Raw genomic sequence first — 13,469 nt, forward strand, 5'->3', positions numbered from 1 at the left:
ATAAAAAGGGGCGGCCCAATACAGGACCGCCCCTTGTCGTGTGTTACTTCATGCGCGGGATGAATCCGGGTACGCCGGTTTCCACCACCGAATTGAAGCGTATCCGTGTCGTAATATCCTGACGGATTTCATGCATGGCCCGGTGGGGCAGGGTCGCAATATCAAAGTTCTCGCGAATATGGCTCAGTGTTGCAGAGGTGGTCAGAAAAGCGACGCCGCGCTGCACCGACCAGGCCAGTGCCACTTGCGCCGGGCTCTTTTGCAAGCGTCGGGCGATGCCGGTAATGACCTCGTCTTCCAGCACGTTCGGTTCCATGCCATGGCCCAGTGGCGCAAACGCCAGGACGATGATTCCGTGGGCCTGACAGAATTCGAGCAGCTCCCATTCGGGCAGATAAGGGTGGGACTCGACCTGCACCACGGCGGGTTTGATCCGCGCCTGGGCCACGATCTCTTTTAAGGCTTGCAGGGTGATATCGGACAAACCGATGGACTTGCACCGTCCTTCATCCACCAGACGCTCCATTGCCCGCCAGGTCTCTATCAGCGTCACGCCCCCGTCGTAAATGATATGCCCGAATGGATCTCGCGGGTCCTGGTCGTCGCCGGGTTGAAAGGCAAAGGGTGTATGGATGAGGTAGCAGTCGATGTAGTCGACTTGCAGGCGTCGGCAGCTCGCCTCGAACGCCGGCAGCACCCGCTCCGGACGGTGGTTGGTGTTCCACAGTTTGGTGGTGATGAACAGGTCTTCGCGCTGGGCCTTGCCTGTCTCCAGGAACGCCTTGAACGCCGCGCCGACCATTTCTTCATTGCGATAGCGTTCTGCGCAATCGAAATGGCGAAAGCCCGTTTCCAGCGCGTGTTTGATCGCTTGGGTGGTTACGCTCAGATCCTTGAACAACGTACCGAAGCCAACGGCCGGCATGTCGCCGCAACCGTTTACCAGGGGAAATCGGGTTTCGCGAAGCGCATCGAAAATGGGTTCGTAAGACATGTTTCTACTCCAGTGCCCGCTCGTGTAAATGTTCATGAGTGCGCTTTTGCACTACTGGTACGAAGGTTTCTGTTCATCGCGAGAGGCCACCCGTTGATCGAACACGCCGACGGAATTACCGCCGAGGGCGACAAACAAACGCACGGTGTCGAGGTATTGAGCGGTCTTCACCCGGATCTGACCCAGCAGCGCCTGTTCGTAGGCACGTTCGGCCTCCAGCACCTGGAGGATGCTGTTCTCGCCTTGCGCGTAGGCTTGCTGGTTCAGGCGGAAACTGGTCTCGGCTGCCCGCAGCGCGTCGTCCTGCGCGAGGTTTTCCTCGGCGTCGTGGTTGATGGCCTGCAAGGTGTCCGCCACCTGGCCGAACGAGGTGATGACGGTCTGTTGGTAGCCGGCGAGCGTTGCCTTGTAGCCGTCGATGGCCGCCTGACGTTCAGCCTTGAGCGTGCCGCCATCAAAGATCGGGCCGGCGATGCCTGCGGCGAAGCCCCAGAGCGCCGCGCCGCCATTGCCGGAAGCGGCCTGAGCAAGCGTTGCGGACAGCGTGACATGGGGGTAGAGGTTGGCGGTGGCGACGCCAACGGCGGCATTGGCCATGTGCAGCTCGGCTTCGGCTTGCAGGATGTCCGGCCGGTCGTGGGCCATTTCCGAAGGCAAACTGACGGGCACGTTGGACGGCAAGGCGAACTCGGCAAGATCGAAGTCCGGCGCGATCCAGTCAGCCGGACCTTTGCCGGTCAGGACCGACAGTGCGTGGCGCGCCGAATCGCGCTGCTGGGCGAGGGGTGGCAACAGCGTACGGTCCTGAGCGAGCCGGGTTTCGGCCAGCGACACATCAATCTGTGTGGTGCTGCCATTGGCGTGGGCCATGCGTACCAGTTCGAGGTTCTTGGCGTCATTGGCCAGCAACTTCTCGACTGCACGCATCTGCGCGTTGGCCGAGGCCACCAGCAACGCCTGGCTGGCGACATCGCCGGTCAGGGTCAGGTAGGCCGCTTCGTAGCGATGCTTCTGCAGATCGGTGAAGGCTTGCTGTTCTTCGACCTGGCGTTTGTTACCGCCGAATACGTCGAGGTCGAAGCCCACTCGCGGGCCAATCGCATAGAAGTTGGAGATCGAAGGGTCCTTGGCATTGTGCGTCCGTGCGCGGCCAGCCTGGGCACCGAAATCGACTTGCGGATACAGCGCGCCTTCCGCCGCGGCGACGGAGGAGGCGGCCTGGCGGATCGTCGCGTCGGCGGCGACCAGTTCAAGGTTGCCGTCGATGGCCCGGCGCACCACCTGATCGAGTTTTGGCGAGCGAAAGGCTGACCACCACTCACCACCAACTTTTTTGCCCAGTTCGATGCGTTGTTCACCGGGCTTGTTGCCGCCCTGGCCAAGACGCTGTTCGGCTTGTTGGTCATAGTGCTGCGAGGTGCTGGCGTCAGGGGATTTGAAGTCAGGGCCGACGGTGCAGGCGGACAAGAAGATCAGGGTCGACAGCGCACTGATTTTCGTTGGGAACAGATGACGGGATTTCATTTGGCACACTCCACGAAAACTAGTTGGTCGAAACGGGTTTGCGAAGAAAGACAACCAGTGGGCTCACCACCAGCATCACCACCATCAAAATCTTGAACTGGTCGAGCACGGCGATGAACGCGGCCTGGCCGGTGATCATTTCGTTGAGCCCCGCCAGCGCCGGCAAGGGGGCCGACACCAGCGAATGCGCGGCGGCGCGAAACGGAGTCAGGTTGCTGGCCAGCGCCATGTGCATCGCCTGGGTATTGTTGAAGAAGTACAACTGCACGACGGCAACGCCCAGGGTGCTGCCATAAGCGCGCATCAGATTGAAGAAACCGGTGCCTTCCGGACGCAACTTGGGGTCGAGGGTGTTGAACGCCACTTTGCTGATCGACGGCATCAGGATGCCCAGGCCGATACCCTGGATCGCCCCGGCAATCGCCACCGGCGTCCAGTCCATCAGCGGCGAATAACCGAGCATCATCCAGTTGGCATACGCCACCAGTGCAACGCCCGCCGCAACGAACAGGCGTTGGTCGTATCGATCGGAGTAACGGCTCATCAGGATGAATGACCCGACTAGACCTGCACCGCGCGGCAGCGTCATCAAGCCTGTGGTGACGGGCGGATAGCCCAGGATCTCGTCCAGCATCGGCGAGGTCAGCGCCATGGTCGACAACAGCACGAAGCCAAGGGCGAAAAAGATCACCGTCGACAGCACGAAGTTGCGGTCCCTGAGCAGGCTCTTGTTGATGAAATGCACCTTTGTGGTCAGGACGTGCACGACAAACAGGTACATCCCCAGCACAAAGGCCACCGCTTCGATCCAGATCTCGGTCGAGGCAAACCAGTCCAGACGCTCACCCCGGTCGAGGAGCATTTGCAGGCCGATCATGCTCAGGGTGAAGGTGCCGAAGCCGAAGAAGTCATACGGCGGTTTTGTCTCGGCCTTTTTTTCGGCAAGCAGCAACGCCACCACCAGAAAGATGAACACCGACAGCGGAACACTGGCGTAGAACATCGAGCGCCAGCCGTGATATTCGCTGAGCCAGCCGCCGACCGTCGGGCCGGTGGCAATGCCCAGGAGTACAACGGCGGTGAACACCGCGCCAAATTTCGGGCGCCGTGCCGGTGGCAGCGTCTCCAGGGAAATCCCCATGGAGAGCGGCCCCAGCACGCCACTGGCGATGCCCTGAACAATCCGCGCACCGACGAACTCCAGCGGGGTGGTCGCGGCCGTGGCGAGCAGCAGGCCCACGATGAACAGGACGATCGCGGCTTGATAGACGAGCTTCAAGCCAAAGCGCCCGGCAAGCCATTGCGCAAGCGGCAGGGTGATGGCGCTGGCACCGAGGTAGGCGGTGAATATCCACCCGGCCTGGTCGTCGGTCATCGACACGCTGCCCTGGATAAACCGCAGTGCCGAGTTCGGCAACGGCAGGTTCGCCGACTGCATATAGGTCGCCAGCAACGCGGCGAACCTGAGCGAGCGCGCACCACCGTCCTGCGGGGTAGCAATCGCGTTGGCGTTCATCAGGAGTTACCTGCGGTCAACAGTGCTTTAAGCGGTTGCCACCATGGCGTGCTGTGGCCCGTGTCGACCTTGACCGTGGCGCTGGTGCCGGAATACAGCGGCAGGTCGGGGTTCAGTTCGTCCAGCTCGAGACGAACCGGGACCCGCTGGACAACCTTGACCCAGTTACCGGTGGCATTTTCCGGTGGCAGCAGGGCGAAGTCCGATCCGGCGCCAGGGCTCATGCTGGTGACGTGGGCCTTGAACAGGTGATCGGGGTAGGTATCGATGCGGATGGTCGCTTCCTGGCCGGGGCGCATGTGGGTGACTTCCGTTTCGCGGAAGTTGGCTTCAACCCAGATCTCGTGGGCGGAGATCAGCGCAAACGCCGGGGCACCGTTGTTGACGAAGTTGCCGACCTGGAGATCGTCGACCTTGGCGACGATGCCATCATCCGGCGCGTACACCGTGGCATACGAGAGGTACAGCTGCGCCTCGTCGAGCTGCGCCTTGGCCTCACGAACGGTCGGGTGACTGTCGGCATCGATGTTGGGGTTGCCGTTCAAGGCGACAACCGTGCTGGCGATCTGTTGTTCGATGGAGGCAATGCGCTGGCGTGCGACTTTGACGTCGGTATCGGCGCGTTCGTAAATGGCACGGGAGACGAACTCAGAGGCCACCAGCGCCTTCTTGCGGGCAAACTCTCGCTGATCGAAATCCGCCGATTCTTTGGCCGATTGCAATTCAGCCTGCTGTTGCCGATAGCTGGCCTTGAGCCCGTCGATGCGCAGCCGTGCCACGCTCAGCTGCGCTTCGGCACGGTTGACGGCAATCTGGAAGGGCTTGGGGTCGATCCGGAACAGCACCTGGCCCTTGTGAACCGGCTGGTTGTCTTCGACCGCGATTTCGATCACTTGCCCGGAAACACGAGCATTGATCGAGGATTTCGCTACCCGGGCGTAGGCGTTGTCGGTCGAAACGATGGGTTGACCCGCCATGTAGTGGGCGTAGCCCACCGCGGCGAAGAGGGCAGGCACGCCCATCATCAGCCATGGCCGCAATTTTTCCTTGAGCGGTTTCCTGGCCGGTCCTGGGTGTTCAATGGCTTGCGAAGCCGGGATGTCGAACTGTTTAGTCATGATCGAATACACCTTTAACCGGGAATCGGGCGGCCGGCAGCAAGAAGCGCCTGGGGCCCTGACGTTGATAATTGCCGTTAGAAAGCCAACCGGTGGGCAGTGGGGAGGGTGGCTCCGCTGCCGCTGTTTCGTCGCCGCAATACCCGGTTCGAGCCTCGCTTCAACAAACCTGACACCGAGGAACTTTTGGTTCCTTAATTTTGTGCGATGGTGTAAGAATATCCCTGCACTCACCTTCATTCAAGGATTTTGTACAACATGGCACAAAATAAAGTTCCAGAGGGCAAAGGCCGGGGCCGGCCTCGCGCCTACGACCCGCAGACAGCGTTGCAGCAAGCGCTTGGTGTGTTCTGGAGCACCGGCTATTCCGGCGCTTCTCTAGATAGCATCGCCACGGCGGCGGGCATGAATCGCCCCAGCCTGTATGCGGCTTTCGGTGACAAACACGCGATATACCTCAAGGCGCTCGAGCAGTATTGGGAGTTCGCCGTGGCGTCCATGCATGAGGCGTTGACGGACCCGGCGCTGCCCTTGCGCGAGGCGCTGACGCGGCTTTATGAGGGGCAGTTGTCGATTTACTTTTCGGGCGAGGGCCAGCCCCGTGGCTGCTTCGCCATCGGCACGGCGACAACCGAAGCGGTGGAGGACGCGGAAATACGCGACATTCTTTCCGATCGAATCAACAGGCTCGATGCCGACCTGGAAACGCGTCTGCGTCTGGCCATTGAATGCGGCGAATTGAAAAGCGATGTCGACGTGGCGGCCCTGGCGGTACTGGCCTCATCGCTGCTGCACAGCATTTCGATTCGTGCCCGGGCGGGCAAATCCCGCGAAGAGTTGACGGCGCTCGCACGCAATGCGGTCGGTGTGATCTGCGGTGGCTGAACGACTCGAAGATATTCTGGCCGAGCAGCTTGCGGTGATTTTCTGCGGGATTAATCCAGGTGTGATGGCCGCCGCCCAAGGGCATCATTTTGCGGGCCGCGGCAATCGCTTCTGGCGCACCCTCCATCTCGCCGGTTTCACGCCCCAGGAGGTGCGTGCGCAAAACGACCGGACGATCCTGCAGTATCAGTGTGGATTGACAGCCGTGGTCGAACGGCCAACGGCGCGAGCGGATCAGTTGTCGATGCATGAGTTCACCGCAGCCGCTGCGGCTTTCGAGGAGAAAATCACCCGCTACGCGCCTCGCTTTGTGGCGTTTCTCGGCAAGGCGGCGTATTGCGCGTTATCCGGTCAGCGGGACGTTGCGTGGGGTCTCCAAGCCCAGACCTTCGGCAATGCTTCGGTGTGGGTCCTGCCCAACCCCAGTGGGCGCAATCGCGCATTCACCCTTGAGCAACTGGTGGACGCGTATCGCCAGCTCAATGACGCAGTCGGCGTGGACCGGGTTTCGGCGTTTCAGGGCTGACGATCGGCCAGTTCTTCCAGCAGGTCGGAGGATGGCGCGAAGAACAGGCCTCCAGTGACTGCCGTGCTGAAATCCAGCAAACGGTCATGGTTGCCTGCGGGTCTGCCGGCAAACATGTTTTCGAGCATCTGTTCGAGGGGGGCGGGCGAGCGCGCATAGCCGATGAAGTAAGTGCCGAATTCTCCCGCACCAGGCTCGCACCTGACTGGCACGCTCACGGCCCGGCACCAATGTTGCAACGATGCCGATCGCGCTGCTGGAAATTGGCTTGCAGATGGATTGAGGCTCGGGGGATGGGTTGTCCATTGGCATTGACGTAGGCGTGGGCGGTTCCGTGAGCAGCGGGGCAGGGTTGAGAGACATGGGCAAAGATTAGCGGTGAGTCCGCCATCGAGGCGGAGGGCAAACGTTAAACCGATGAAAATCTGTGCGTCGGTTTTCCGCCATCCTCAATGTCAGTGTTCAGGCGCGGCATGAACCGGCTCGCATTGCATGGATTTTGGTCTGTCTGGACGTAGCGGTTTTGAAAAAAAACGGCTGATTTGCACCGAAGTTGGATCCACATCGACAGCTGTAACTGCCGGAAATCTTGAAGTTTGTTTTCAAAGCCAGCGCTAACTTTCGAAAAGATAACGATAAAGTTATTTGAGAGCGTTTCCTGTTCCAACCTAATACCCAAGTCACCACTGAGAATGGGAAAACAGTGCATTTGATGCAGGTCAGTGTTGATTGGTTTGTCGGTATTTTGACGCCATTCTGCGCTGATTTTTATTTTTTTTTATTATCGTGACGAGCTATTGACGTGCTGGCTATGTGCTTATACGCTCAATTTACGCTGATGGAAAAGTCCTCTACTCAACAAACAATTCACCTCTGCGCAGGGAGGCTGTGCTATGCGACCAACACTTGTCATTAAATCCGTTTTGATTCTGATGCTCGCTAATGGTGCGGTTGCTTTTAATGCGCAGGCGTCGACTTTTTTCAATGAATTTAATCGCATGAACAATTCATGCGATGCATTAAGGTCGCAAGCGGGGAATGCGCTGGAAGAGCCTTCCGGTAGCGAGCTACTTACGCTTGGAAACGGCCTGGGTGTGCCTTCACTGGTCACCGATGTCTACTTCGATGGCGCTCAATCGGCGAAATTCAGCAGCGTCGTACATCACTCCGGCTCTACGGAAAGTGTCAATGTTCCTGCTTGCGACGGATTAATGGCGGGGACCACCAATGATCAGGTAATGGTTGATCTTAAAAGCCAGGTTACCGAGTTGACGGGAATAACCAATCAGCCGAAAGCTGTCCCGCTTTCTGCAGTGGCCTGGCTGTTCTCTTCGGCGTTATTTGGTTTCATTATGGTAGCCAACCGTCGGAAAGTTTAACTAGTGCCTGGGGTTCGTTTAGGCGCCAGTTGATTTTTTAAACAAATATTTTTCCTGGTCGATATGTGTCTTTCCTTGTTTTTCTATCGGGGGATGGCGTCGATTAGTTGAGTTGTAATAGATGCACTGGGGGCGGTGTTCAGGCAAATGGATTTTGATGGTGGCCTGAATGAAATTAATTTGACGCGCTAACTAGAGGGTCGATTGCAAGGATTCAAGTCGCTGTAAAATAACAAAAATTTCTCTGGCTGAGGTAGTGCCGAATGAAATTGACCAACGACAAGCCCGAAGCGATTACAGTCTCGTGTTTTTTTTGGCATGAAGGGGGAGATAGTGATTTAGCTCCGCTTTTGTGTGAAACTCCTGACAAGGCTACTTAGGCGGAGGGATCCCGATGTTGCGTTTAATGCTACCTGCGCTCTGCGCGCTGGCTGTTTGGCCCAGCATTTCCAGTGCCAACGAAAAAGACGCGGCTTACCTGCTCAATCCGGGAGATGTCATCCATGTCTCCGTTTGGGGCGAGGCCAACATGGATCAAGACGTCACCGTACTTCCCGATGGCAGGGCCTGCATCAAACTGGTGAAATGCATCCAGGTGGCAGGGCTTGAAACCGCCGCCGCCGAATCGGCCATCGCCGCCAAACTCGTCAAATACATTCCGGATCCCGACGTCAGCGTCAGCATCAAGGATCCAAAAGGCTATCTCTTCTACTTGCAGGGCAAGGTACTAAAGCCCGGGCCAGCGCAGATGACCGGCCCAACCACCGTGCTGCAAGCCTTGAGCATGTCGGGTGGGTTGGACAAGTTTGCGGATAAGGATGGCATCAAGGTTATTCGAAACAACGGAACTACCCAAAAGTTATTGCCCGTTCACTACAGTGACTTGATCTCCGGGCGTGACATGTCCACCAACTTTGAACTTCAGGCCGGCGATACGTTGGTCGTGCCTTGATTTTGCGTGAGGTATCGGGGCTTAGCCTGCTTATGCTGCGAACAACTGGAGCTGCGACGGCATTATTGTTTTTGCCGTATTCGGGGGTGGCCTGTGCGGCCACCTGGCAATCGACGGTAGCCGTGCCGACGACTGTCGAACACGATAGTAATCCCCTGCTCGTCGGGAACAACAAAAAGGCCGTGACCCGTACGATCATCGCTCCCGATGCGACGATCGTGGGAACGTCCGACCGGGATCAGTTGAACATCGGTCTGGGAGTGAACGTCGTGCATTCATCTGACACCTCCGTCGTTCGGGATCGTGAAGACCCCAACCTGCGGTTGGGCTGGCAGCGTGACACCGAAACCGGTGCGTACGGGCTGACGGCGAGCTATGTCGAGAGTTCGACGCTCTCCAGTACCGTTCAGGAAACCGGCGTGATCGCCCCCGACGGCACCCAGAAGCAATCCACGGTGGGGGGCAACTGGCGTAGCGCGCTGAGCGACCGGACGACGTTGGCCGACGAGGCCGAATACACGGACGTCAGATATGACATTAATTCCCTGACCAGCTATGACGAGCTGTCGAACCGAGTGAGCCTGAGCTATGCCTGGAGCGATCGTCTCGAGCTGTTCACGCGTTTTGGCGCCAGGCGCTACGAACCGACGTCCGGCTCCGGTGTTGCCTCTTCAAACAGCTATACGCCCACCGCAGGTTTCAACTTCAAGATCTCCGAAAATCTCGAAGGGTCGGCGTACGCGGGCGTCAACCAGGTCTCGGGTACAAACAGCAATCCCACGGGGCAGGGCGGGTTCAACCTGCACTATGCCGGCGAGCGCTTTGACACGACATTCGACGCCAGTCGCAGCACGATCGCCAACGGTGATGGCGGCTTCGTCGAGAGTGACAATCTGCGGGCTACATGGAGTTATTCCGTCGATGAGTTGATTCGTACCGGTATCGATACCTCATGGCAAAAAACCACAGGAGTGTCAGCCAGCACCCTTAAAAATTTCAATACCTGGGTCAGTCGTGATCTCTCGCCTTTTTGGGTTGCGCGCCTATCCTTCTCCTACAAGCAACGCCTGCAAAGCGGTTTTGCCGATGCCAGTGCCAACGTCGTGGGGTTAACCCTGACCTATAGTTACCCCGAACTCTGAAATTCAGCTGTGTGAGAACTATGGCCTCTGAATACGAAATGTCGGTTAACGATTACATCGCGATAGTCAAGCATCATGCCGTATTGGTGGTGGTGAGTATCGCTGTGATATTCGCGGTAAGCGTCATGGTGGCGATGGCCATACCCCCCGTCTATCAGTCCTCCGGCACGATCCTGGTCGAGTCCCAGCAGATTTCGCCCGACCTGGTGGCGGCAAACAACAACACGTTTGCTGACGAGCGTATTGAGGTCATTCGCCAGCGCGTGATGACCCGTGAGCACCTGGAAGCGATCATCGACAAATACAATCTCTTTGCTTCGGAGAGCCGTCGGCTAAGCATTACCGAGAAAATCGATGAGATGCGTAACTCGATTACCGTTTCCCTGGTCAGTGCTGCCGTCAAGGGGCGCGGAGAGGTCACCATCGCGTTTCGCCTGGCTTTTGAACACAAGCAGCCGGAGGTCGCGAACGAGGTCGCCAAGGAACTGGTGAGGCTGTTTCTGGATGAAAACATCAAGCAGCGTACCGAGCGAGCCAGTGAGACGACCGAGTTCCTGACCCAGGAAGCCGACAAGCTCAGGGTTGAACTGGAAACCCTGGAGAACCGCCTGGCGGACTTCAAGCAGGCCCACAGCAATGCGCTGCCCGAGCACCAGGAATTGCGCATGAACATGTTGTCGCGCGCCGAGACCGAGCTTAAAGAGGTCGACCGCGACTACAAGGCGGCCCGCGAGGAGTTGCGCTTCAACGAGCTGGAAGTTTCCGCAGCCAGTGCCGGCGTAGCGAGCAAACCCGGAGCGTCGGGTACGGCGGCTGATCAACAGCAGGATTTGCCCAGCCTCAAGGCGGAGTACGCCCGGTTGTTGTCGCTGTATACGGAAGCCCACCCTGATGTGCGCGCCGTCAAACGCAAAATTGCCGCGCTCGAGTCTGCCAATGGCGGGAATAGCGGTGCGATGACGTCGGTCAGCATGGATGTTGCCAAGGCTCAGGCGCGGGTCGCGGCATCGGAAGCACGGATCAGCTCTCTGGCCGACCAGAAGAAGGAAATCCTCGCCAAAATCAATGCCTATGAGGCGCAGATTCTTGAGACGCCGCAAGTCGAGCGCGGGCTGGTCACGCTGATGCGCGACCATGACAACGCGCGCAAGAAGTACGAGGAAATCCGCACCAAGGAAATGGGGGCGAAAATCTCCGAGAGCCTGGAGCAGGAAAACAAGGCCGAGCGTTTTGTGCTTCTCGAGGCGCCGTTGATGCCCGAGAAACCGGTCAGGCCCAACCGTAAAAAAGTCGTTGCCATGGGCTTTGTGCTTGCCCCGGTCGGCACTGGCGCACTGGTGATGCTGCTGGAAATGTTGAACCAGCGCGTGCGCGGTGTGGAGGCGCTGACAAGCGTGTTGGGTAAACGCGTATTGGGTACCATCCCCTATATTCACACCAAGGCAGAACTTGCACGCCGCAAGCGTTGGCGCCAGTTTCTGATCCTCGGTGGAGTCGTGCTGATCGCCGTCCTTCTGGTGCTCGTGCACTTGTTCTACATGCCTCTGGACCTACTGGTGTTTAAGGCTCTGGCACGGTTTGAATAAGGAATACAGCCATGGAAATAATCAAGCCAGCGAGCGATAAAGGGGAGCCACAGGCTTCGTCGAGTCTCGTGACTACCTCGAGCGGACAGCCTGCCCCAGCCCCCACGCTCAATGCCCTCAGTTATGTGCAAACCAAGGTCGTTCCGCTACGGGCCGACCACCTTGAGCGTCACCGCATCGTGGCCTACAACAAGAACTCCCCCATGGGCGGGGCGTTCGATTTGCTGCGTACGCAGGTTCTCAAAGCCATGGAGGAAAATGGTTGGCGTACGTTGGCCATCACCTCGCCGACACCGGACTCCGGTAAAACGGTATTGGCGATCAATCTGGCGATGAGTATTGCGCATCACACCACCAAGACGGCGTTGCTGGTGGACTTCGATTTGCGTCGACCGAGGGTGGGTGCCTGCCTGGGCCTGCCGATGGAAAAGTCGCTCAATGAATTGCTGGCCGATGAAGCCGAACTGCAAGAAGTGCTGGTCAATCCGACATTGCCGCGTTTTGTGGTCTTGCCAACACGGGAACCGATCCCGCTGTCCACCGAAGTGCTGTCTTCGCCCGCGGTCAGTCATTTGATTACCGACCTTCGCGATCGCTACAACTCGCGTATCGTGATTTTCGACTTGCCACCGGTGTTGAGCTCCGATGATGTGATCACGGTCTTGCCTAAATTCGATTGCGTCCTGCTCGTGGTCGCCAATGGAATGAACAGCAAGAAAGAGATCGAGGAAAGCCTGCATCACCTGGGCTCGGCCAACCTCATTGGTACGGTGCTGAACAAGGCCGAACCCCAAAACCGCTCTTACTACTAGAACGTCAGTCTCGGGCGCTCGGCGTTTATCGCCAGCGCCTGCTGTCAATGCCAGGGGTGCTTCTGCTCCCACTTCCAGGCGTGCGTCACTATTTGCTCAAGCGAGGCAAACCGCGGCTGCCATCCCAGTAATGCCTGGGCCCGGCGTGGGTCGGCCACCAGGCGTGGCGGGTCTCCGGCGCGGCGTGGCGCTTCGCTCACGCAGATGTCCTGGCCAGTGACCTGGCGTACGGTGTCTATGACTTGCTGCACCGAGAAACCTTGACCATTGCCAAGGTTGAACGCCGTGCTGGCACCCCCTTCCAGAAGATAGTCCACGGCGAGTGCGTGAGCGGCGACGAGATCTGCAACGTGTACGTAGTCGCGAATGCAGGTGCCATCGGGTGTGTCGTAATCACGGCCAAACACAGTGATCGATGGGCGCCGGCCCGAGGCCGCTTGCAGGATCAATGGCAGCAGGTGGGTTTCAGGTTCATGGCGTTCGCCCAACTGGCCTTCGGGGTCTGCTCCAGCGGCATTGAAGTAACGCAGGCAGACCGATTTGAGCCCGTATGCGCGGTCGAAATCTTCAAGCATCTGCTCAACCATCCACTTGCTGCGCCCATAGGGGTTGATCGCGGCCTTGGGGTGTTGTTCGTCGATCGGCACGTACAACGGGTCGCCATAGACGGCGGCGGTCGAGGAGAAAACGAAGTGCTTGACCCCGGCACGGACCATGGCCTGCAGGAGCGTCAGGGTGGCGGCGAGGTTGTTTTGATAGTACTTGGCCGGTTCGGCGACAGACTCTCCCACTTGTATGAATGACGCGAAGTGAAACACGGCATCGAAGTGGTGCCCGGCAAACAGGACGTCCAGCGCCTGTGCGTCGGCGATGTCCAGTTCGACCAGGCTCCCGCCCGTCAACGCGCTGCGATGGCCGGTTGAAAAGTTGTCTGCCACCACCAGTTCATGACCGGCGCCCAGCAGCTGCTTGACCATGTGCGAGCCGATATAGCCCGCGCCCCCCACCACCAAAAAATTCATCCTGATCTCCATT

12 protein-coding genes and 1 pseudogene are annotated in these 13,469 nt (G+C 58.5%); 7 read left to right on the forward strand and 6 right to left on the reverse strand.

What is annotated here, in order from left to right:
* Positions 1-43: 43 nt before the first annotated feature.
* The 4 genes from ACGJAX_RS17215 to ACGJAX_RS17230 are packed head-to-tail and all read right to left on the reverse strand — an operon-like array spanning position 44 to position 5,152.
* Positions 44-994: an aldo/keto reductase gene (locus ACGJAX_RS17215; RefSeq protein WP_247255095.1), complete on the reverse strand. Its 951-nt coding sequence runs from the start codon at positions 992-994 to the stop codon at positions 44-46.
* 51 nt (positions 995-1,045) lie between these two features.
* Positions 1,046-2,518 carry an efflux transporter outer membrane subunit gene (locus ACGJAX_RS17220; RefSeq protein WP_090319763.1) on the reverse strand — a complete coding sequence of 491 codons (1,473 nt, stop codon included), beginning with the start codon at positions 2,516-2,518 and terminating at the stop codon, positions 1,046-1,048.
* A gap of 19 nt (positions 2,519-2,537) precedes the next feature.
* A complete protein-coding gene (locus tag ACGJAX_RS17225) occupies positions 2,538-4,034 on the reverse strand; it encodes a DHA2 family efflux MFS transporter permease subunit (RefSeq protein ID WP_390955472.1) in 1,497 nt (498 codons plus the stop codon).
* Positions 4,034-5,152 (reverse strand): HlyD family efflux transporter periplasmic adaptor subunit, encoded by a 1,119-nt coding sequence (locus ACGJAX_RS17230; RefSeq protein ID WP_390955473.1) that lies wholly within the window; start codon positions 5,150-5,152, stop codon positions 4,034-4,036. The genes ACGJAX_RS17225 and ACGJAX_RS17230 overlap by 1 nt, the downstream gene beginning before the upstream one ends.
* Positions 5,153-5,410: 258 nt before the next feature.
* Between ACGJAX_RS17230 and ACGJAX_RS17235 the strand changes: the two genes are divergently transcribed.
* Positions 5,411-6,037 (forward strand): TetR family transcriptional regulator, encoded by a 627-nt coding sequence (locus ACGJAX_RS17235; protein ID WP_390955474.1) that lies wholly within the window; start codon positions 5,411-5,413, stop codon positions 6,035-6,037.
* Positions 6,030-6,563, forward strand: a complete 534-nt coding sequence (gene mug / locus ACGJAX_RS17240; RefSeq protein ID WP_390955475.1) for a G/U mismatch-specific DNA glycosylase — start codon at positions 6,030-6,032, stop codon at positions 6,561-6,563. Before ACGJAX_RS17235 ends, mug begins: the two co-directional genes overlap by 8 nt.
* Here mug and ACGJAX_RS17245 read toward each other — a convergent pair.
* Positions 6,554-6,757 (reverse strand): annotated as a pseudogene (locus ACGJAX_RS17245) (peroxidase); the annotation flags it as partial. The gene mug and the pseudogene ACGJAX_RS17245 sit on opposite strands and share 10 nt — an antisense overlap.
* Positions 6,758-7,456: 699 nt before the next feature.
* Here ACGJAX_RS17245 and ACGJAX_RS17250 point away from each other — a divergent pair.
* The 5 genes from ACGJAX_RS17250 (at position 7,457) to ACGJAX_RS17270 (ending at position 12,434) form a co-directional block, all read left to right on the forward strand.
* Positions 7,457-7,942, forward strand: a complete 486-nt coding sequence (locus ACGJAX_RS17250; RefSeq protein WP_390955476.1) for a hypothetical protein — start codon at positions 7,457-7,459, stop codon at positions 7,940-7,942.
* Between the two features lie 394 nt (positions 7,943-8,336).
* Positions 8,337-8,894 carry a polysaccharide biosynthesis/export family protein gene (locus ACGJAX_RS17255; protein ID WP_247255087.1) on the forward strand — a complete coding sequence of 186 codons (558 nt, stop codon included), beginning with the start codon at positions 8,337-8,339 and terminating at the stop codon, positions 8,892-8,894.
* 26 nt (positions 8,895-8,920) lie between these two features.
* Positions 8,921-10,036, forward strand: a complete 1,116-nt coding sequence (locus ACGJAX_RS17260) for a hypothetical protein (protein WP_390959901.1) — start codon at positions 8,921-8,923, stop codon at positions 10,034-10,036.
* A gap of 20 nt (positions 10,037-10,056) precedes the next feature.
* The gene (locus tag ACGJAX_RS17265; protein ID WP_390955477.1) at positions 10,057-11,622 is read left to right on the forward strand and encodes a Wzz/FepE/Etk N-terminal domain-containing protein; all 1,566 of its coding nucleotides are present in this window, start codon (positions 10,057-10,059) and stop codon (positions 11,620-11,622) included.
* An 11-nt stretch (positions 11,623-11,633) separates the two neighbouring features.
* Positions 11,634-12,434, forward strand: coding sequence for a CpsD/CapB family tyrosine-protein kinase (locus ACGJAX_RS17270; RefSeq protein WP_247255085.1), 801 nt, complete (start codon positions 11,634-11,636; stop codon positions 12,432-12,434).
* A 44-nt stretch (positions 12,435-12,478) separates the two neighbouring features.
* On the opposite strand, the gene galE is transcribed toward ACGJAX_RS17270, so the two are convergent.
* Complete coding sequence (galE, locus tag ACGJAX_RS17275) at positions 12,479-13,456, reverse strand: UDP-glucose 4-epimerase GalE (protein WP_390955478.1); 978 nt, start codon at positions 13,454-13,456, stop codon at positions 12,479-12,481.
* Between the last annotated feature and the right edge of the window lie 13 nt (positions 13,457-13,469).

This window comes from Pseudomonas moorei (assembly GCF_042846945.1).
Classification (GTDB): domain Bacteria; phylum Pseudomonadota; class Gammaproteobacteria; order Pseudomonadales; family Pseudomonadaceae; genus Aquipseudomonas; species Aquipseudomonas moorei.